Source organism: Sphaerimonospora thailandensis (genome assembly GCF_016863115.1).
Classification (GTDB): domain Bacteria; phylum Actinomycetota; class Actinomycetes; order Streptosporangiales; family Streptosporangiaceae; genus Sphaerimonospora; species Sphaerimonospora cavernae.
Genome location: NZ_BOOG01000060.1, coordinates 1 through 17193 on the forward strand (window position 1 = coordinate 1; position 17193 = coordinate 17193).

A 17193-nucleotide genomic window follows, 5' to 3' on the forward strand; every position below is an offset into this window, starting at 1 on the left:
GGGCGCGTACGGTGGATGAGCGGGCGCGCGCACGGGCACACTGGCCGCGCGGCCGGATAGGCTGGAGGCCGGTCCATTCACCCGTCCAATCGCTTCGAGGCTGGCCACTCACGTGTTCGAGACGCTTTCCGACCGGCTGACTTCGGTCTTTTCCTCCCTTCGGTCCAAGGGCAGGCTTTCCGACGCCGACATCGACGCGACCTGCCGCGAGATCCGCATCGCCCTGCTCGAGGCGGACGTCGCGCTGCCCGTGGTGAAGGACTTCGTGTCCCGGGTCAAGGAAAGGGCGCGCGGAGCCGAGGTCTCCCAGGCGCTCAACCCCGCCCAGCAGGTCGTGAAGATCGTAAACGACGAGCTGATCGAGGTTCTGGGCGGTGAGACGCGTCGGCTGCGCCACGCCAAGACTCCGCCGACCGTCATCATGCTCGCGGGTCTCCAGGGCTCCGGGAAGACCACACTCGCCGGCAAACTGGCCAAGTGGCTGCGCGATCAGGGACACGCCCCGCTGCTCGTCGCATGCGACCTCCAGCGGCCCAACGCGGTCCAGCAGTTGTCGGTCATGGCCGAGCGTGCCGAGGTCGCCGTGTTCGCGCCCGAGCCGGGCAACGGTGTGGGCGACCCCGTCGAGGTGGCCAGGGAGTCGGTCGAACAGGCCCGGCGCCGTCAGCACGACGTGGTCATCGTCGACACCGCCGGCCGGCTGGGCATCGACCAGGAGCTGATGAAGCAGGCGGCGGACATCCGGGACGCGATCAGCCCGGACGAGGTGCTGTTCGTGGTCGACGCGATGATCGGTCAGGACGCCGTGAGCACCGCCCAGGCGTTCATGGAGGGGGTCGGCTTCGACGGCGTCGTGCTGACCAAGCTCGACGGCGACGCCAGGGGGGGTGCCGCGCTGTCGGTCCGGCATGTCACCGGCCGCCCGATCATGTTCGCGTCCACCGGCGAGAAGCTCGAGGACTTCGACGCCTTCCACCCGGACCGGATGGCGGGCCGGATCCTCGACATGGGCGACATCCTCACCCTGATCGAGCAGGCCCAGAAGACCTTCGACGAGCAGGAAGCCGCCAAGATGGCGGGCAAGCTCGCCTCCGGTGACGGTTTCACGCTCGATGACTTCCTCGAGCAGATGATGATGGTCCGCCGGATGGGCCCCATCAAGAATCTCCTCGGCATGATGCCGGGCATGGGCCAGATGCGCGAGCAGCTCAACCAGGTCGACGACCGTGACCTCGACCGCATCGCCGCCATCATCCGCTCCATGACCCCGGGTGAGCGCCAGGAACCGAAGATCATCAATGGCTCGCGGCGGGCCCGCATCGCCAAGGGCTCCGGCGTCACCGTCACCGAGGTCAACAACCTGGTCGTCCGCTTCTTCGAGGCGCAGAAGATGATGAAGCGGATGACCCAGGGCCTGGGCATTCCCGGCATGCCGGGCCGGGGCAAGAGCCAGAAGGCGCAGAAGGCCAAGAAGGGCCGCCGCGTCAGCGGCGACCCCCGCAAGGCGGCGCTCGGAAAGGCCGGCTCCGGTACGGCGGACACGCCCGCACTGCCGAAGGGCGCCGGCGCCCTCGGCAACCTCGGAACAGGGCAGCTGCCACCGGGCCTGGAGCTCCCGCCCGGCTTCGACCCGTCGAAGTTCAAGCTGCCGGGTCAGAAGTAGCGGTACGGCAAGCGACGGTGTCGAGTGGGCGAGGGGATGCCCGAACACCCTGAGCGATCTGGCAGAATATCTAGCTGGAACATCGTGACTGTGCGGGTGCCCTCTCACCCCCGCCGGTCGCGCCTGTCCCTCGGGCGGGCTCCCATCGTGCCCCACTCGATGAGACACCGCTCACCCACGCTCTAATGCAGGAGAGACCACACCCGTGGCAGTCAAGATCAAGCTCAAGCGGCTCGGAATGATCCGCAACGCGCAGTACCGCATCGTCGTCGCCGACAGCCGTAGCAAGCGCGACGGTCGTGCGATCGAGGAGATCGGCCTGTACCACCCGAAGGAGGACCCCTCGCGCATCGAGGTGAACTCCGAGCGGGCGCAGTACTGGCTGGGCGTCGGCGCGCAGCCGACCGACCCGGTTCTCAAGATCTTCAAGCTGACCGGTGACTGGCAGAAGTTCAAGGGCGAGCCCGCCCCGGCGACGCCGCTGCTGGTGGCCGAGCCGAAGCCGGACCGCCACGCCGCTTACGAGGCCGCGGCCCGGGAGACGCTGTCCGGTGACACCGCTGTCGCCGCCACCACTCAGAAGAAGGCCAAGAAGCCCGCCAAGGCCGAAGCGACCGCCGAGGCTCCGGCAGCCCAGGCTCCGGCAGCCGAGGAGAAGCCGGAAGGCGAGGCCTGAGATGCTCGAGGAGGCCCTCGAGCATCTGGTCAAGGGCATCGTCGAACATCCTGACGACGTCCGGGTCCGCGCGCGACGCATCCGCACCGGACGCGTCCTGGAGGTCCGGGTCCACCCCGAAGACCTCGGCAAGGTCATCGGCCGCGGCGGCCGTACGGCCAAGGCGCTGCGCACGGTCGTCAACGGGCTGTCTCAGGGCCGGTACGTGCGGATCGACCTGGTCGATCTGGACACGGCCTAGGCCCGCTGAGGAGAACCTCACGTCCGGGGGGCCCCTCATGGGGTCCCCCGGCTCCGTTTCCGGCGAGTTTCGTTCCAATGCGAGCTTCGTGTCCTAACACGAGGTCCGGTTCTGAAGGAAGGCGACAAGTGCAGCTGGTGGTGGGCAGGATCGGCCGGCCGCACGGCGTACGGGGCGAGGTCACCGTCGAGGTGCGCACCGACGATCCCGACGTGCGGTTCTCCCCCGGTACGGCTCTCGCCACCGATCCGGCGGCTGCCGGCCCGCTGACGGTCGAGGGGGCGCGCTGGCACAAGGGGATCCTGCTGCTGGCCCTGGCCGGTGTGAACGACCGCGATGCCGCCGAGGAACTACGGGGCACGTTGCTCGTCATCGACGCCGCCGACGTGCCACGGTCCGCCGATCCCGACGAGTTCCACGACCATGAACTCATCGGCCTTGCGGTGGTGACCACGGCCGGTGAGCGGATCGGCGAGGTCGCCGACGTCCTCCACCACGGGCAGGACCTGCTCGTCGTCCGCCGACCGGATCAGGGCGAGGCCTACGTTCCGTTCGTCAAGGCGCTCGTACCCGAGGTCGATCTCGACCGGGGCGTACTGGTCGTAGACGCGCCGCCCGGCCTGTTCGATCTCGGCGAGACCGAGTAGGGCGGCGCGGGTTTCCGAGCAAGAGGAGGCACGCGTGCGCGTCGACATCATCTCGATCTTTCCCGAGTACTTCGCTCCGCTCGACGTGTCGCTGGTGGGCAAGGCGCGGGAGCGGGGGATCCTCGAGATCCGTCTCCACCAGTTGCGGGACTGGACCCGCGACGTCCACAAGACCGTGGACGACACGCCGTACGGCGGGGGCCCCGGCATGGTGATGAAGCCGGAGATCTGGGGTGAGGCCATCGACGCCGTCATCGCCCAGGCCGGGCCGGCCGCGTCGCCCCGGATGATCGTGCCGACGCCGAGCGGACGGCCGTTCACCCAGGAGACGGCCATCGAATTCGCCGAGGAGCCGTGGCTGCTGTTCACCCCGGCACGTTACGAGGGCATCGACTCGCGTGTCGCGGCCGAGTACGGCTCACGGCTGCGGGTCGACGAGGTGAGCATCGGCGACTATGTGCTGGCGGGCGGCGAGGCGGCCGTCCTCGTGATCGTCGAGGCGGTCGGGCGGTTGCTGCCCGGGGTGCTCGGCAACGCCAGATCGGTCGCCGACGACTCCTTCGCTCCCGGGCCGATGGCCAACCTTCTGGAGGGCCCGGTCTACACCAAACCGCCCGTGTGGCGTGGCCGCGAGGTACCCGAGATACTGCTGTCCGGCCACCACGGAAAGATCGCCCGATGGCGACGCGACCAGGCACTGCGGCGTACTCTCGAGAAACGGCCCGAGTTGGTCGCCAGGCTCGATCCGGCCGGTCTGGACAAGGACGACCGGAAGATCCTCACGGAGTTCGAGGCCCCATGCGGCATCCCGTTTCGCGCCGGGCCGGATGATGTGGCAAACTGAATCGCTGCTGCCGTTTTCGTGTGGCCGGGTGCCGCCCGGTCCCAGCCGCGGCAGATTCGGACGTAAATCAAGCCAAGCACGCGTGTCCCCCTTGCCGCCGAGCCTTTCCGGCCCGGCCGGGTGGACCTCCGCGTGCCCATGTCAGCGAGGAACCGCCGTCATGCACACGCAGATCCAGGAACTCGAGAAGGCTGCGCTCCGCAGCGACGTTCCGGCCTTCCGCCCAGGTGACACGCTGGAGGTCCACGTGCGTGTCGTCGAGGGCAACCGGTCCCGAATCCAGGTGTTCAAGGGGTTCGTCCTGCGTCGGCAGGGCGGCGGCGTACGTGAGACTTTCACCGTCCGCAAGGTCAGCTACGGCGTCGGCGTCGAGCGGACCTTCCCGGTGCACAGCCCGGTGATCGAGAAGATCACCGTGGTGACCCGGGGCGACGTCCGCCGGGCGAAGCTCTACTACATGCGCGACCTGCGCGGCAAGGCGGCTCGCATCCGCGAGAAGCGTGAGGCGACGCCGGCCGCCAAGTAGGTCAAGGAGTGTCGATCGTGGTCCGTGCCATCGGTACGGACCACTTTCTTTTGCCGGGGATGCCGCGTCCACGCCACTGGCCGTCGCGGACATCATTTAGGCTCAGCACCGTTGGCTAGCGAAGGTCAGGGGCTCGGCGTGCGCCACCCTGGCGAGGACGGGGTGGACGTGGTCGCCGAAGACATCCAGCAAAGCGCCGATGGCGCCAAGGAGAAGAAGGGGTCGTTCTGGCGGGAGCTTCCCGTCCTCATCGTGGTGGCGCTGGGGCTGGCCCTGCTCATCAAGACCTTCGTCGTTCAGGCGTTCTACATCCCGTCCGAGTCGATGGAGAACACGCTGCTGATCAATGACCGGGTGCTGGTCAACAAACTCGTGTACCACGTCCGCGACATCGAGCGCGGGGACATCGTGGTGTTCTCGGGGGTGGACTCCTGGGATCCCGAGGTGCAGTTGGAGGAGCCGTCGAACCCGATCACCGGGGCCCTCCGCTGGGTCGGTACGGCGTTCGGCGTGGTCCCGGGGGAGAAGGACTACATCAAGCGGGTCATCGGGCTGCCCGGCGACAAGGTCAAGTGCTGTGACGAGCAGGGCCGCGTCACGGTGAACGGGGTGCCGCTGGACGAGGGGGCGTACCTGCATCCGGGCGACACGCCATCCGACACGCCCTTCGACGTCACGGTGCCGCCGGGACGGCTGTGGGTGATGGGCGACCACCGGTTGGTCTCCTCCGACTCCCGGCGTCACACGGGGGATCCCGGAGGTGGCGCGATCCCGGCCGACCAGGTGATCGGCCGTGCTTTCGTCATCGTCTGGCCGTTCGACCGGGCCCAGATCCTGCCGATCCCCGACACGTTCGCTCAGCCCGCCCTGAAAGCCGCCGGAGCCGCCGCCGGAGCCGCCCCCGTCCTGGCGGGCTTCGCGGGAGCCGTGCCGCTGGTGGCGCTGCGCCGCAGATTCAGGAACCGCAGATCGGCCAAGCGGTAGAGGAAGGCCATGGCGAAGACCGGCAAGACCGAGGAGAAGAACGACGCACCCGCCAAGAAGGGCTCGGGGCTCCGTGACACCATCTTGTACGGCCTCGGCGGAATCGTGGTGGCGCTGTTGGTCCACGCGTTCGTCCTGCAGACGTTCTACATTCCCTCCGGCTCGATGGAGAACACGCTGCTGCTGAACGACTATGTGGCGGTGAACAAGCTCGCCTACAAGCTGGGCGACGTGGAGCGGGGCGACATCGTGGTCTTCAAGGGCTGGGATGGGGAGGACACGATCAAGCGGGTGATCGGCGTCGGCGGTGACACGGTGAAGTGCTGCGACGACAAGCGCCGGATCACCGTCAACGGCACCCCGCTCGATGAGGAGGGCGTCTACCTGTACCCGGGAGCCCACCCCTCGGGACGCCGGTTCGAGGTGAAGGTGCCGCCGGGGCGTTTGTGGCTGATGGGCGACCATCGGAACAACTCGATGGACTCCCGGATGTTCCTGGAAGACGGGCAGCTGGGCACGATCTCGGAGGCTGACGTCACCGGCCGGGCTTTCGTTCGCTTCTGGCCGCTGTCACGCTTCTCCTGGCTGTCCCCGCCTGCGACTTTCTCCGCCGTTCACTGATCCGGCCCCGAATTCGCCCGGGCTTTTGCCGGAGGCGGAGGCTCCGGCCGTATCGCCGGGGCGGATTGGGGCGTAATCTGCTTGTCGTCATGACGCCTTTGTATCGCCCCCGTCCCAGCGTGGTGCGGCGGGATTCGGGACTGTACGGCTACGAGCGGGCCCTGGCACGACGGGGGTTCGCTCCGGTGGCCGGGGTGGACGAGGCAGGCCGGGGCGCCTGCGCCGGGCCGCTGGTGGTGGCGGCGGTCGTGTTGGGCCGGGAGATCCACGGCCTGACCGATTCCAAACTCCTCACGGAGGCCGCCCGAGAACGTCTCTACGACCACATCACCGGTACGGCGAAGGCGGTCGGAGTCGTCGTGATCCCTCCTGCGGAGATCGACGCACGGGGCCTGCACAAGTGCAATGTCGCGGGCATGCGCCGGGCGGTGGCGGGACTGGGGATCGACCTCGGCTACATCCTGACCGACGGCTTCCCCGTGGCCGGGCTGCCCGCACCGTCGCTCGCCGTATGGAAGGGAGACCAGGTCGCGGCCTGCGTCGCGGCGGCCTCGATCGTGGCCAAGGTGACGAGGGACCGCCTGATGCGCGGCCTGGACGAGACGTCCCCCGAGTACGGCTTCGCCGTGCACAAGGGATACGTCACCGCGGGCCATCGTCGGGCTTTGGCGCAACACGGACCCAGCCCCCATCACCGGTTCTCGTTCGTGACGGTGGCCAGGGTGACTCGTGGAGCGGAGATCCAGGACGTGGGCCCGTGGACCGGGCAGGATGGGGGCATGCAAGAGAATGAGGTCGGGGCCAGTGTCGTCTGAAGGGGCGACCGCGACGGGGAGCGGAAGAGGAGGTCCGGAATGAGCGCGGAAGATCTCGAGAAGTACGAGACCGAGATGGAGCTGCAGCTCTACCGGGAGTACCGCGACGTCGTGGGACTGTTCACCTACGTCGTGGAGACCGAGCGGCGCTTCTATCTGACCAACTCGGTGGACCTCGATGTCCGGACAGCCGAGAACGGTGACGTCTTCTTCGACGTGAAGATGCAGGACGCCTGGGTCTGGGATATGTACCGTCCGGCCCGCTTCGTCAAGAACGTGCGGGTCGTGACGTTCAAGGACGTCAACATAGAGGAGTTGGCCAAGCCCGATCTCGAGATGCCCAAGGAGGGATTCTCCAGCTAGGGAGTGTCCCGGGCCGTTTTCCCCAGAACCGGGTTCGGCGGGCTGAGGATGTGTCCGCTTGCGGCACCGTTCCAGCATGCGCTCGGTCGTCTGCCTGCTCGCCTGCCTCGTGGCCGCCTCGTCCGGTATCGGCCCCTTGGCGCCACGGTCGCCACGGTCGCCGCTGCCTGCTGAGCTGTCGCCCGCTGAACTGTCATCCGCCGAGAGGGCCGCTGGTCCGCATGGCGGAGCATGGGCGTCGCCGGTCGCGCTGGATGGGCGTCGCCCGCTCGGCGTTCGCGGTCTGGTGGCCAGGGGTTTCGATCCGCCGGCTCTGCCCTGGCTCGCCGGGCACCGTGGCGTGGATCTCGCAGCGGGGGCGGGTGAGGAGATCTACGCGGCCGGCTCGGGTGTCGTCGAGTACGCGGGCCGGGTGGCCGGGCGCGGAGTCGTCGCCGTCGCTCACGTGAACGGGCTGCGGACCACCTATCTCCCGGTCCTGGCATCCGTACGGCCCGGCCAGAGCGTCGCGGCGGGGGACGTGATCGGGGTGATCGAGGACGTCTCGGGTCACTGCAGGATTACCTGCCTCCATTGGGGGCTCTTGCGGGGGAGGAGTTATCTCGATCCTCTCCTGCTGTTCGGTCTCGGCCGGGTCCGCCTGCTGCCGTTGCGGCCGGCGTCCACGGAAGGTCAGGCCCGCGGATGAGCCTGCCGATACGCGGCCCTGAGCCGTTCCACGGACACATGCGTGTAGATCTGTGTGGTGGCCAGGGAGGCGTGACCCAGCATCTCCTGGACACTGCGCAGATCGGCCCCGCCCTCGAGCAGATGGGTGGCCGCGGTGTGCCGGAGGCCGTGCGGGCCCAGGTCCGGAGTTCCTTCGATCTCCGCCAGGCGCGCGTGCACGACCCGCCTGACCGTGCTCTGATCGATCCGGCCGCCGCGGACTCCGACGAAGAGGGCGGGGCCGGTGCCCTCGCGGACCAGCAACGGCCTGCCGCGCACGCACCAGGCGTCGAGGGCGCGCAGCGCGGGCGCTCCCACGGGCACCGTTCGCTCCTTGCGGCCCTTGCCCAGCACCCGCACCGTACGGCGGTCGCGGTCGACGTCGTCGACATCGAGACCGCACAGCTCGCTCACCCGCACACCGGTGGCGTAGAGCAGTTCCATGATCGCCTGGTCGCGCAGGCTCTTGGGGTTGTGGGCGCCCGCTCCGTCAGGGGCGGCCTCGTCAGGGGCTGCCCGGTCCAGCACGGCTCGGATCTCCACCTGGTCCAGCACCTCCGGTAGGCGCCGGTGCGGCTTGGCGGTGCCCAGCAGCAATCCCGGATCACCGTCCAGCCAGCCCCTGCGGTGGCAGAACGCGGTGAATGCCCGCGCGCACGCCGTCCGCCGCGCCAACGTCGCCCGGGACGCCCCTGCCTGGTGCTGGGCCCCCAGCCAGTCGCGGAGGGCGTTCACGTCCAGGGTGGCGATGCTTTCCCGCTCCGGGCCCTCCTGCCCTGGGGCCATATGCGCGAGCAGTGAGGCGATATCCCCCAGGTACGCCCTGACGGTGTGCGGCGACAGATCTCGCTCCAGGCGAAGATGGCGCTCGAACGCCGCCAGGACGGACTCGAACCCGGGAGACGACATCTCAGCCGATCCCGAAATGATCCTTGATGCCCTGCACACCCACCAAGAGTTGCTCCATCGCGACGCCCTGCTGTTCCAGCATCGTGCTGTGGTGTTCGAGAATCCGGGTGTGGTCGTCCAAGATGCCGCCGTGGCGTACCAGCACCGTGCCATGACGTTCCAGGACGTTTCTCTGGAACTCCAGGTCTTTGCCGTACTCGCGGAGGATCTCCTGCTGCTCCTGCAGCGTTTCGTGGATCGCGGTGAACAGCCTGGCGTTCGCCGCCTGTGCCTCCCAGACGTCCTGACGGGTGGCCAGAGCGATCTCCCTGCCGTCCCCGGTATTGATCGTTACTGAGCTGCGGTCAGCCATGGATCGCATGCTATCCGTTGACCCTTTCGTGATCTCGATGAATGGAACTACCGGGAGCGGCGAAGCCGCCAGCCGCGGTCTGACTGCTCGACGAATCCGGCGGCGGCCAGTCCGCCGAGGCAGGCGAGCGCTGTGGTGAGATCCACTCCTGCCGCGACGGCGACGGCGGCCGGCCCTGATCCACCGCGGGCCGGAACCGCCTCCAGCACCCGCCTCGTCTCCTCGCCCAGCGCGTCCCTGGGCAGCACGGGCCCTCGGGCGCGGGGTGCGAGATCCGCCCCGATCGAGCCGACCAACTCGATCACTTCGGCGGCGGAGGTGACGCAGACCGCCTTGCCCTCCCGGATCAGTGCGTGACAGCCCACGGAGGTCTCCGAGGTGACGGGCCCCGGCACGGCCATCAGGTGCCGGTTCAGGTCGGCGGCATGTCCCGCGGTGTTGAGCGCTCCGCTCCGCGCCGCCGCCTCGACGACGACCGTGCCGCGCGCCAACGCGGCGATCACGCGGTTGCGTACGAGGAAGCGGGGCCTGGTGGGATGGACGCCGAGCGGCCATTCGCTGACCATGAGGCCCTGGGAGCGCACGACCCCGAACAACTCCTCGTGCGCGGTGGGATAGCAGACGTCCGCCCCACAGGCCAGCACAGCCACCGTCGCGGCCCCGGCCGCCAGCGCCCCTCGGTGGGCGGCCCCGTCGATCCCGTAGGCACCACCACTGATCACGGACCAGCCGCGCTCGCCGAGCCCCGAGCCGAGATCGCTTGCGACGGTCGTCCCGTACGCGGTCGCGGCCCGTGCGCCGACTATCGCGACCGAGCGAAGGCAGATGAAGCGCAGGTTGGCCCGGCCCTCGAGCCACAATCCGAACGGCCGCCGGTCGCCGAGGTCGTCGAGCTGCGTCGGCCACTCGGCGTCGCCGGGGATGACCAGCCGGGCTCCCCGCTCCCGCCCCGCCGCGACCAGTGCCTCGGGGTCCGTGTAGCGGGCGGCCCATCCCGCGACGAGCCGGGCGAGATCGAGACGCCGCCGCGATGTCAGAGCGAGCTCGGCCTCCCTCCGCGCGGACTCCGGGTCCAGCCTGCCGAGCCTGGCCTGTTCGAGAGCTTCCCGCGGGCCGTGGGCCGCGATCAGCCGGCCCATCACCGGGTCGCCGGCCTCGGCCATCCGCATGATCGCCGCTCGAGCGGCCCGCTCCTCTTCCCGGGCGCCGGCATCCTCGGGGACGTCGGGCCGGCACTCGTCTCTTCCAAGGTTCCCCATCACACGTCCCCCATCACTCGAGATCCCCAATCAAGTCGCCCGCCCAATCAGTCCACGCCCAGCCACATCGCCAGCGCTCCCGTCGTCTCCGGCTCGCCCGGGATCTCCTTGGCGGCGAGGTCGGCCAGGGTCCAGGACAGGCGGAGCACCCGGTCGAGCCCGCGCGCGCTGAGCGTCCCGAGGTCGAGACCGCGGTGCAGCGGAGCGAGGGCCCTGCCGGACAGGCGGAACTCGTTGTGCAGGACGGCCGACGGCACCTCGGCGTTCGCGCGCCAGGGCGTCCCCGCCAGCCGTTTGGCGGCCCGTTCCCGTGCGAGCAGGACCCGCTGCGCCACCGCCTCGGTCGGCTCGGTGAAGTTCCGGTCTGCCAACAGCTCGGCCCGGGTGGCCCGGCCGACCCGCACCTTCACGTCCACCCGGTCGAGCAGCGGGCCGGACAGCCGTGCCAGATAGCGCCGACGTGCGGTCGGCGTACATCGGCAGGGCTCGCTCGACGTCCCCGGCCGGCCGCACGGGCAGGGATTGGAAGCGAGGATGAGCATGAAGCGGGCGGGAAACGTGATCGTCGCGCTCGCCCGCGCGATCGTCACCACGCCTGATTCGAGCGGCTGCCGCAGGGAGTCGAGCACGGAGGTGGCGAACTCAGGGGCCTCGTCCATGAACAGCACACCCCGGTGCGCGAGCGACACCGCGCCTGGACGCACCGTCCCGCCGCTGCCGCCGCCCACCACGGCGGCCACCGTCGCGCTGTGATGCGGGGCCATGAAAGGCGGCCGGGCGAGCAGCGGATGCCCAGCCGGCAGCGTTCCCGCCACCGAGTGGATCGCCGACACCTCGAGGGCCTCGTCGAGACCGAGAGATGGCAGCAGGGTCGGCAGCCGCTCGGCGAGCATGGTCTTGCCGGTGCCCGGAGGACCCAGCATCCAGAGGTTGTGCCCGCCCGCCGCGCAGACTTCGAGTGCCTTGCGGGCGAGTGGCTGACCGGCCACGTCCCGCATGTCCGGTCCGCCCTCCGTCCCGCTTGCCTCCGTCCCGGTCGCCGCAGGCTCCGCGTCGGCGCCTCCGGTGGACGGTGCGGCCTGGCCGGTGGCGGCCGGCCGGCGGCCCGCATCGCCGGAGCGCAGCCACCGTACGAGTTCACTCAGGGTGGCGACGGGGACCACGGCGATGCCGGGCACGAGGGCCGCTTCGGCGGCGTTGCGCGCGGGCACGACAACGGTGCCGGCCCCTGCCTCCGCCGCCGCCAGCACGGCGGGCAGCACCCCCCTGATCGGCCGCACCCTGCCGTCCAGCCCCAGCTCACCGAGGAACAGGGGATCCGCGATGCGGTGCGCGGGGACGGCGCCGGCCGCGCCCAGCATGGCGACGGCGATGGCGAGATCGAAGATCGAGCCGCGCTTGGGCAGACTCGCGGGGAACAGGCTGACGGTGACCCGGGTGTCGGGCCAGGCGAAGTGACTGTTGATCATTGCCGACCGCACCCGCCCGCGGGCCTCACTGATCGCCGTGTCGAGAAGGCCGATGAAGTGGGTGCCCGCCACCCCCGGCCCCACGTCGGCCTCGACCTCGACCATCCGGCCGGTGACGCCCACCAGGGCCACACACCGGGTCCGTGCCACGGCCATGTCAGATCACCCCCCTCTCGTGCCGTACGGCGAAGTCGCCGGCGAATCGCTCGAGCGCGACCACGTCGACCCGGATCGTGCCGAAGCTCTCGGGCTGCGACGCCAGCCATTTGCTCGCCAGGCTCCGCAGGCGCAGCAGCTTCTCGCGGGTGACCGCCTCGAACGCGGTGCCGTGGCTGCGGCCGGACCGGGTCTTCACCTCCACGACGACCAGTGCGTCGCCGTCCCGGGCGAGGATGTCGATCTCGCCCTGGGGACAGCGCCAGTTGCGGGCCAGGATCCGCATGCCTCCCGCCTCGAGAAAGTTCGCGGCGAGCCGCTCGCCGTGCCTGCCAAGTCGATCCTTCGCGGCCATGGGACCACCTCCGGCCTCGACGATCGCCGATCGCGGACTACCCTCGATGAGCCGAACCGCATTCTGTGGACAACTCTCTGCGATCGCTCCGCCGCAGGACCGGGGGGAAGGGATGAGACACGTGATCGAGACGCTCATCAAGGAACTCGGCGAGGGCGTGGGGGTGGCCCTGCCGGATGTGCGGGTGACCGGCGACGACCCCGTGCTGCCGTCCGTCTTCCCGGTCGGCGCGGCCGCCGCCGCGTGTGCCGGGGCGGCGACCGCCGCCGTCGCCGCCTACTGGCGGCCTGTCGCGCCGCCGGAGGCGCTCGTCGACGTACGGCACGCGGCGGTGGCCTTCCAGAGCGAACGCCACTTCCAGGCCGACGGAGAGAACTTCGACGTCTGGGCGCCCCTGTCCGGCGACTACCGGGCCGATGACGGCTGGGTCAAGCTCCACTGCAATTTCGATCATCATCGGGACGCCGCCCTCCGGGCGCTCGGGTTGCCCGCCGGGGCGACCAAGGAGGATGTCGCACGTGCCTGCGAGAGCCGTACCGCACTCGACGTCGAGGAGGCGGTGACCCGCGAGGGCGGGTGCGCGGGGGCGATGCGGAGCCGGGCCGGATGGCTCACGCACCCGCAGGCGCGTGTGATCGCAGAACAGCCGCTGGTCGGGCTCACCCGTCTGCCTGATTCCTCCGGTGAGTCCGGATCACCCGGCATATCCAGGGCATCGAGCGGGGAACGGCCGCTGAGCGGGGTGCGCGTTCTCGATCTGACCCGGGTGATCGCCGGACCGGTGGCCGCCCGCACGCTCGCCGCCCACGGGGCGGAGGTGCTGCGGGTCGGTGCGGCCCATCTGCCCGAGGTGCCGGGGCTCGTCGTGGAGACGGCGTTCGGCAAGCGGTCATGTCACATCGATCTTTGCTCTGAGCCCGAGGCGCTGCGCGATCTCGTCCGCCAGGCCGATGTCGTCATCCAGGCATACCGTCCGGGAGCGCTGAACGCCAGGGGGTTCGGGCCCGCCGATCTCGCCGCGATGCGGCCGGGGATCGTCTGCGTCGACATCTCCGCGTACGGCTCCCGCGGCCCCTGGGGCGGCAGGCGGGGTTTCGACAGCCTTGTCCAGATGGTCTGCGGGATCGCCCACGAGAACGGCGATGGGTCCCGGCCCGCCCCGCTGCCCGCCCAGGCGCTCGACCACGGCAGCGGCTTCCTCACGGCGTTCGGCGCGGTCGCCGCGCTGCTGCGGCGCCGGGCAGAGGGCGGATCCTGGCATGTCGAGGTCTCCCTGGCGCGTACCGCCAAGTGGCTCGACGACCTCGGCAGGGTCGACGGCGCCGGCGTCCCACAGCCGTCGGCCGACGGGCTGCTGGCCACCATGCCCAGCGCGTTCGGCACCCTCACCTACGTGCGGCCGCCCGGCCTGATCGCGGGCGCCGAGCCGTACTGGGCGAGCCCGCCGCCGAGGCAGGGCGAGCACCCCGCCGAATGGGCGACAGCCACAGGCAGGGGATGATGAGCAGCGCGGCCGCCGCGCACACCCACAGCGCGGGACGGAGCCCGAGCGACGCTCCGAGGAGGCCGCCGAGCACGCCACCGGGCGCCATCACGCCCTGGGTGGCGAAGTTGGTCGTGGCGTTCACCCGGCCGAGCAACTCGGCGGGAGACTCCCGCATCGTCACGGCGCCCGCACAGACGCTGTAGCAGACGACGGCCACCCCGGTGATCACCTCCGCCGCGACGAGCTGGCAGACGACGAGCCAGAAAGGGCCCCCGGCCGCCGCCGTCGTGACGAATCCGACGGGGAAGAACAGCACCGAGCCGAGGAGCACCCGGTTCTCGCCGAACCGGCGGGCGAGCCGGGATGCGAGCACGGCGCCGAGCAGCCCGCCGACGCCGAAGCCGGTCGCGGTGACGCCCACCAGAGCGCCGGGAAGGCCCAGGACGCGTACGGCGAAGAGCACGTAGAGCGCGAGCTGGGCCGCGCCGAGAAAGTTGACGAGCATTCCGGTGGCGCAGAGTGCGCGCAGCGCGCCGTGCTTCATCAGCACGCTCACGCCTTCGGCGATCTCGCGCAGGATGCCGCGCCCCGAGCCGCGCGTCCCGTGCTCCGGCGCGCGGATGCCCTTGAGGCAGAGGGCCGACGCCAGGAACGTGACCGCGTTGACCACGATCGCGATGGGGGCGGTCAGCAGGGTGACGAGCAGCCCCGCCAGGCTCGGCCCGCACATCTCGGCGACGGAGAACACGGACTGGAAACCCGCCAGGGCCGTGGTCCGCTGCGACGGCGCCACCACGGACATCAGGTGAGGGGTGTTGAACGAGCGGAACACCACCGTGCACACGCCGACGACGAGCGCGACCGCGATCAGCCAGGGGATGGTCAGCAGACCGCCCAACCAGGCGGCGGGCACGGACAGTACGGCGAGGCCGGCGAACGCCTCGCACGCGACCATCACCGGCCTGCGGCGGGCGACGCGATCAGCGAGCGCGCCCGACGGCAGGCCGACCAGCAGGAACGGGACCGTCGAGGCGGCGGTGAGCAGTCCCATCTCGATCGGTGAGGCGGTCAGCAAGGTGGCCGCCGTGAGCGGTACGGCGAGCCGGGCCACTTCGCTGCCGGTCTCGGAGACCGCACGGGCCGACCAGAGCAGCCGATAGTCCCGCTGCCGCCGGAGCGGGACGGGCCGGTCTGTCTCCGGAGAGACGGGGGAGGGGGAGTCAGTGGATGTGATCGACACAACTGTGAAACTAATGCTTCATAGTTGCGAAGTAAATACTTCACATGTTGGGCGGTAGTGTTGGGACGCATGACGAGCACCCGGCCGGAGGCGTACCGACAGGTCACCGACAGCGGTGTGCTGCGGGCGCTGGCGCATCCGGCGAGGCTGGCCATCCTCTCCCGGCTGCAGAACGAGGGGCCCGCGACCGCCACGGAATGCGCCCAGGTCACCGGGCTGTCTCCCAGCGCGTGCAGCTATCACCTCCGGACGTTGGCCAAACACGGGTTCGTGGCGGAGGCGCCGCCCCGGGGGGACGGCAGGGAGCGGGTGTGGCGGGCACTTCAGCGCGGATGGGGGTTCCAGGCCCCCGAGGGCGAGTTGAGTCCGGAGTTGCTCCGGGCGCAGCGGGCGGTCATCGACACCGTCCTGGCCGAGGCGGGACTGCGGCTCGCCGACTTCCTGGCACAGTCCGACCGGGAGTCAGGCGAGTGGGAGTCCGCATCCCGCCTCGTTCATTCCGTGCTGCTGGTCGACGCCGAGGAACTGCGGGTGCTCGGCGAGCGGATCGACGAGCTCATCCACCCTTACCGGGCGACCGAGCGCACGACCGAGGACGCGCCGACGGGGGCCCGCCTGGCGGAGTTCCACCTCCGCATGTTCCCGCGTGTGCCGCGCAGGGCCGGGCCGCGAGCCGACGGCGTCACCGGTGCCGAGCCGGGCGAACCGGCCGTCACCTGAGGGGGGCGGATCCGTATAGACTGTTCGGCGGCCTGCTATGCGGGCCGAATTCGCACGCCCGTGCAAAGACCGTCTCCTCGGTCCGGATCGGGGGAGTGTTCGACCGAACGCGACCTCGTCCGGTGAAGACGGCCCGGGCGTCAGGACGCGGGCAGACGGGCCCGCGTGACCAACCGAGGCCAGTGCCCCAGGGCACGCGACCATGGAGGAACAGCACCATGGCTCCTGTCGTCACCATGCGGCAGCTTCTTGAGAGCGGCGTTCACTTCGGCCACCAGACGCGCCGGTGGAACCCGAAGATGAAGCGCTTCATCCTCACGGAGCGCAACGGCATCTACATGATCGACCTGCGGATGTCGCTGTCGTACATCGACCGTGCGTACGACTTCGTGAAGGAGACCGTCGCGCACGGCGGCACCATCATGTTCATCGGCACCAAGAAGCAGGCCCAGGAGGCGATCGCCGAGCAGGCGTCGCGCGTCGGCATGCCGTACGTGAACCAGCGCTGGCTGGGCGGCATGCTCACCAACTTCTCGACCGTGCACAAGAGGCTCCAGCGCCTCAAGGAGCTGGAGGAGCTCGACTTCGACAACGTGGCCGGCTCCGGGCTCACCAAGAAGGAGCTCCTGATGCGCCGCCGCGAGAAGGAGAAGCTGGAGCGCACCCTCGGCGGCATCCGCGACATGGCCCGCGTCCCGAGCGCGATCTGGATCGTGGACACCAAGAAGGAGCACATCGCGATCAACGAGGCCAAGAAGCTCGGCATCCCGGTCGTCGCGATCCTGGACACCAACTGCGACCCCGACGAGGTCGACTACGCGATCCCGGGTAACGACGACGCGATCCGCGCCGTCAGCCTCCTCACTCGTGTGGTCGCAGACGCCGTCGCCGACGGCCTGATGACCCGCGCCGGCGCCGCCCGCGGCGAGGAGAAGCCGGCCGGTGTCGCCGCGGCCGAGCCGCTGGCCGAGTGGGAGCGCGAGTTGCTCGAAGGCTCCGCCCCGGCAGCCGAGGCCACCGAGGCGGCCGAGGCCGGTGAGGCTCCCGCCGCCGTCCAGGCCGAGCAGCCCGAGCAGACGCAGGCCGAGCAGGCCGAGCAGGCCTAGGGCCGCTCCCGCCGGCGTACGGCGGAGCCGTACGGTCAGGCAACACGCTCCAT

20 protein-coding genes are annotated in these 17193 nt (G+C 70.2%); 14 read left to right on the forward strand and 6 right to left on the reverse strand.

Going from position 1 to position 17193, the window contains the following annotated elements; genetic code table 11:
* Positions 1-112 precede the first annotated feature (112 nt).
* The 11 genes from ffh (at position 113) to Mth01_RS24745 (ending at position 8068) form a co-directional block, all read left to right on the forward strand.
* Complete coding sequence (gene ffh / locus Mth01_RS24695) at positions 113-1663, forward strand: signal recognition particle protein (RefSeq protein WP_204018334.1); 1551 nt, start codon at positions 113-115, stop codon at positions 1661-1663.
* Positions 1664-1868: 205 nt separating this feature from the next.
* Complete coding sequence (rpsP, locus tag Mth01_RS24700; RefSeq protein WP_204018335.1) at positions 1869-2339, forward strand: 30S ribosomal protein S16; 471 nt, start codon at positions 1869-1871, stop codon at positions 2337-2339.
* Between the two features lies 1 nt (position 2340).
* Positions 2341-2580: an RNA-binding protein gene (locus Mth01_RS24705; RefSeq protein WP_204018336.1), complete on the forward strand. Its 240-nt coding sequence runs from the start codon at positions 2341-2343 to the stop codon at positions 2578-2580.
* Between the two features lie 128 nt (positions 2581-2708).
* Entirely contained in the window at positions 2709-3227 is a 519-nt protein-coding gene (gene rimM, locus Mth01_RS24710) for a ribosome maturation factor RimM (RefSeq protein WP_204018337.1), read from the forward strand.
* 34 nt (positions 3228-3261) lie between these two features.
* Positions 3262-4071, forward strand: a complete 810-nt coding sequence (trmD, locus tag Mth01_RS24715) for a tRNA (guanosine(37)-N1)-methyltransferase TrmD (RefSeq protein ID WP_204018338.1) — start codon at positions 3262-3264, stop codon at positions 4069-4071.
* 160 nt (positions 4072-4231) lie between these two features.
* Positions 4232-4597 carry a 50S ribosomal protein L19 gene (gene rplS, locus Mth01_RS24720; RefSeq protein ID WP_204018339.1) on the forward strand — a complete coding sequence of 122 codons (366 nt, stop codon included), beginning with the start codon at positions 4232-4234 and terminating at the stop codon, positions 4595-4597.
* Between the two features lie 111 nt (positions 4598-4708).
* Positions 4709-5581, forward strand: coding sequence for a signal peptidase I (gene lepB, locus Mth01_RS24725; protein WP_407695976.1), 873 nt, complete (start codon positions 4709-4711; stop codon positions 5579-5581).
* 9 nt (positions 5582-5590) lie between these two features.
* Positions 5591-6202 carry a signal peptidase I gene (gene lepB, locus Mth01_RS24730; RefSeq protein ID WP_204018340.1) on the forward strand — a complete coding sequence of 204 codons (612 nt, stop codon included), beginning with the start codon at positions 5591-5593 and terminating at the stop codon, positions 6200-6202.
* An 89-nt stretch (positions 6203-6291) separates the two neighbouring features.
* Positions 6292-7017, forward strand: a complete 726-nt coding sequence (locus Mth01_RS24735) for a ribonuclease HII (RefSeq protein ID WP_204018341.1) — start codon at positions 6292-6294, stop codon at positions 7015-7017.
* A gap of 39 nt (positions 7018-7056) precedes the next feature.
* Positions 7057-7380, forward strand: coding sequence for a DUF2469 domain-containing protein (locus Mth01_RS24740; protein ID WP_036327164.1), 324 nt, complete (start codon positions 7057-7059; stop codon positions 7378-7380).
* A 76-nt stretch (positions 7381-7456) separates the two neighbouring features.
* Positions 7457-8068 (forward strand): M23 family metallopeptidase, encoded by a 612-nt coding sequence (locus Mth01_RS24745; RefSeq protein WP_204018342.1) that lies wholly within the window; start codon positions 7457-7459, stop codon positions 8066-8068.
* Here the strand turns inward: Mth01_RS24745 and Mth01_RS24750 are convergent.
* Genes Mth01_RS24750 through Mth01_RS24770 form a run of 5 tightly spaced genes read right to left on the reverse strand, consistent with a single transcriptional unit; the run spans position 8053 to position 12588 of the window.
* Positions 8053-8997 carry a tyrosine recombinase XerC gene (locus tag Mth01_RS24750; protein WP_204018343.1) on the reverse strand — a complete coding sequence of 315 codons (945 nt, stop codon included), beginning with the start codon at positions 8995-8997 and terminating at the stop codon, positions 8053-8055. The genes Mth01_RS24745 and Mth01_RS24750 overlap by 16 nt on opposite strands.
* Position 8998: 1 nt before the next feature.
* Positions 8999-9349, reverse strand: a complete 351-nt coding sequence (locus Mth01_RS24755) for a hypothetical protein (protein WP_204018344.1) — start codon at positions 9347-9349, stop codon at positions 8999-9001.
* A 47-nt stretch (positions 9350-9396) separates the two neighbouring features.
* Positions 9397-10608 (reverse strand): DNA-processing protein DprA, encoded by a 1212-nt coding sequence (dprA, locus tag Mth01_RS24760; RefSeq protein ID WP_204018345.1) that lies wholly within the window; start codon positions 10606-10608, stop codon positions 9397-9399.
* Positions 10609-10655: 47 nt separating this feature from the next.
* On the reverse strand, positions 10656-12233 hold the full coding sequence (locus Mth01_RS24765) for a YifB family Mg chelatase-like AAA ATPase (RefSeq protein ID WP_204018346.1): 1578 nt from the start codon (positions 12231-12233) through the stop codon (positions 10656-10658).
* A gap of 1 nt (position 12234) precedes the next feature.
* On the reverse strand, positions 12235-12588 hold the full coding sequence (locus tag Mth01_RS24770) for a YraN family protein (protein ID WP_204018347.1): 354 nt from the start codon (positions 12586-12588) through the stop codon (positions 12235-12237).
* Between the two features lie 121 nt (positions 12589-12709).
* Here Mth01_RS24770 and Mth01_RS24775 point away from each other — a divergent pair, with 121 nt between their 5' ends.
* Complete coding sequence (locus Mth01_RS24775; protein ID WP_204018348.1) at positions 12710-14089, forward strand: CoA transferase; 1380 nt, start codon at positions 12710-12712, stop codon at positions 14087-14089.
* On the opposite strand, the gene Mth01_RS24780 is transcribed toward Mth01_RS24775, so the two are convergent.
* The gene (locus tag Mth01_RS24780) at positions 13974-15314 is read right to left on the reverse strand and encodes an MFS transporter (RefSeq protein WP_239089974.1); all 1341 of its coding nucleotides are present in this window, start codon (positions 15312-15314) and stop codon (positions 13974-13976) included. The two genes, Mth01_RS24775 and Mth01_RS24780, sit on opposite strands and share 116 nt — an antisense overlap.
* Positions 15315-15383: 69 nt before the next feature.
* On the opposite strand from Mth01_RS24780, the gene Mth01_RS24785 reads away from it, so the two are divergent.
* Both Mth01_RS24785 and rpsB read left to right on the forward strand, forming a co-directional pair.
* The gene (locus Mth01_RS24785) at positions 15384-16034 is read left to right on the forward strand and encodes an ArsR/SmtB family transcription factor (RefSeq protein WP_204018349.1); all 651 of its coding nucleotides are present in this window, start codon (positions 15384-15386) and stop codon (positions 16032-16034) included.
* A gap of 218 nt (positions 16035-16252) precedes the next feature.
* Positions 16253-17140, forward strand: coding sequence for a 30S ribosomal protein S2 (gene rpsB / locus Mth01_RS24790; RefSeq protein ID WP_204018350.1), 888 nt, complete (start codon positions 16253-16255; stop codon positions 17138-17140).
* Positions 17141-17193: the final 53 nt, after the last annotated feature.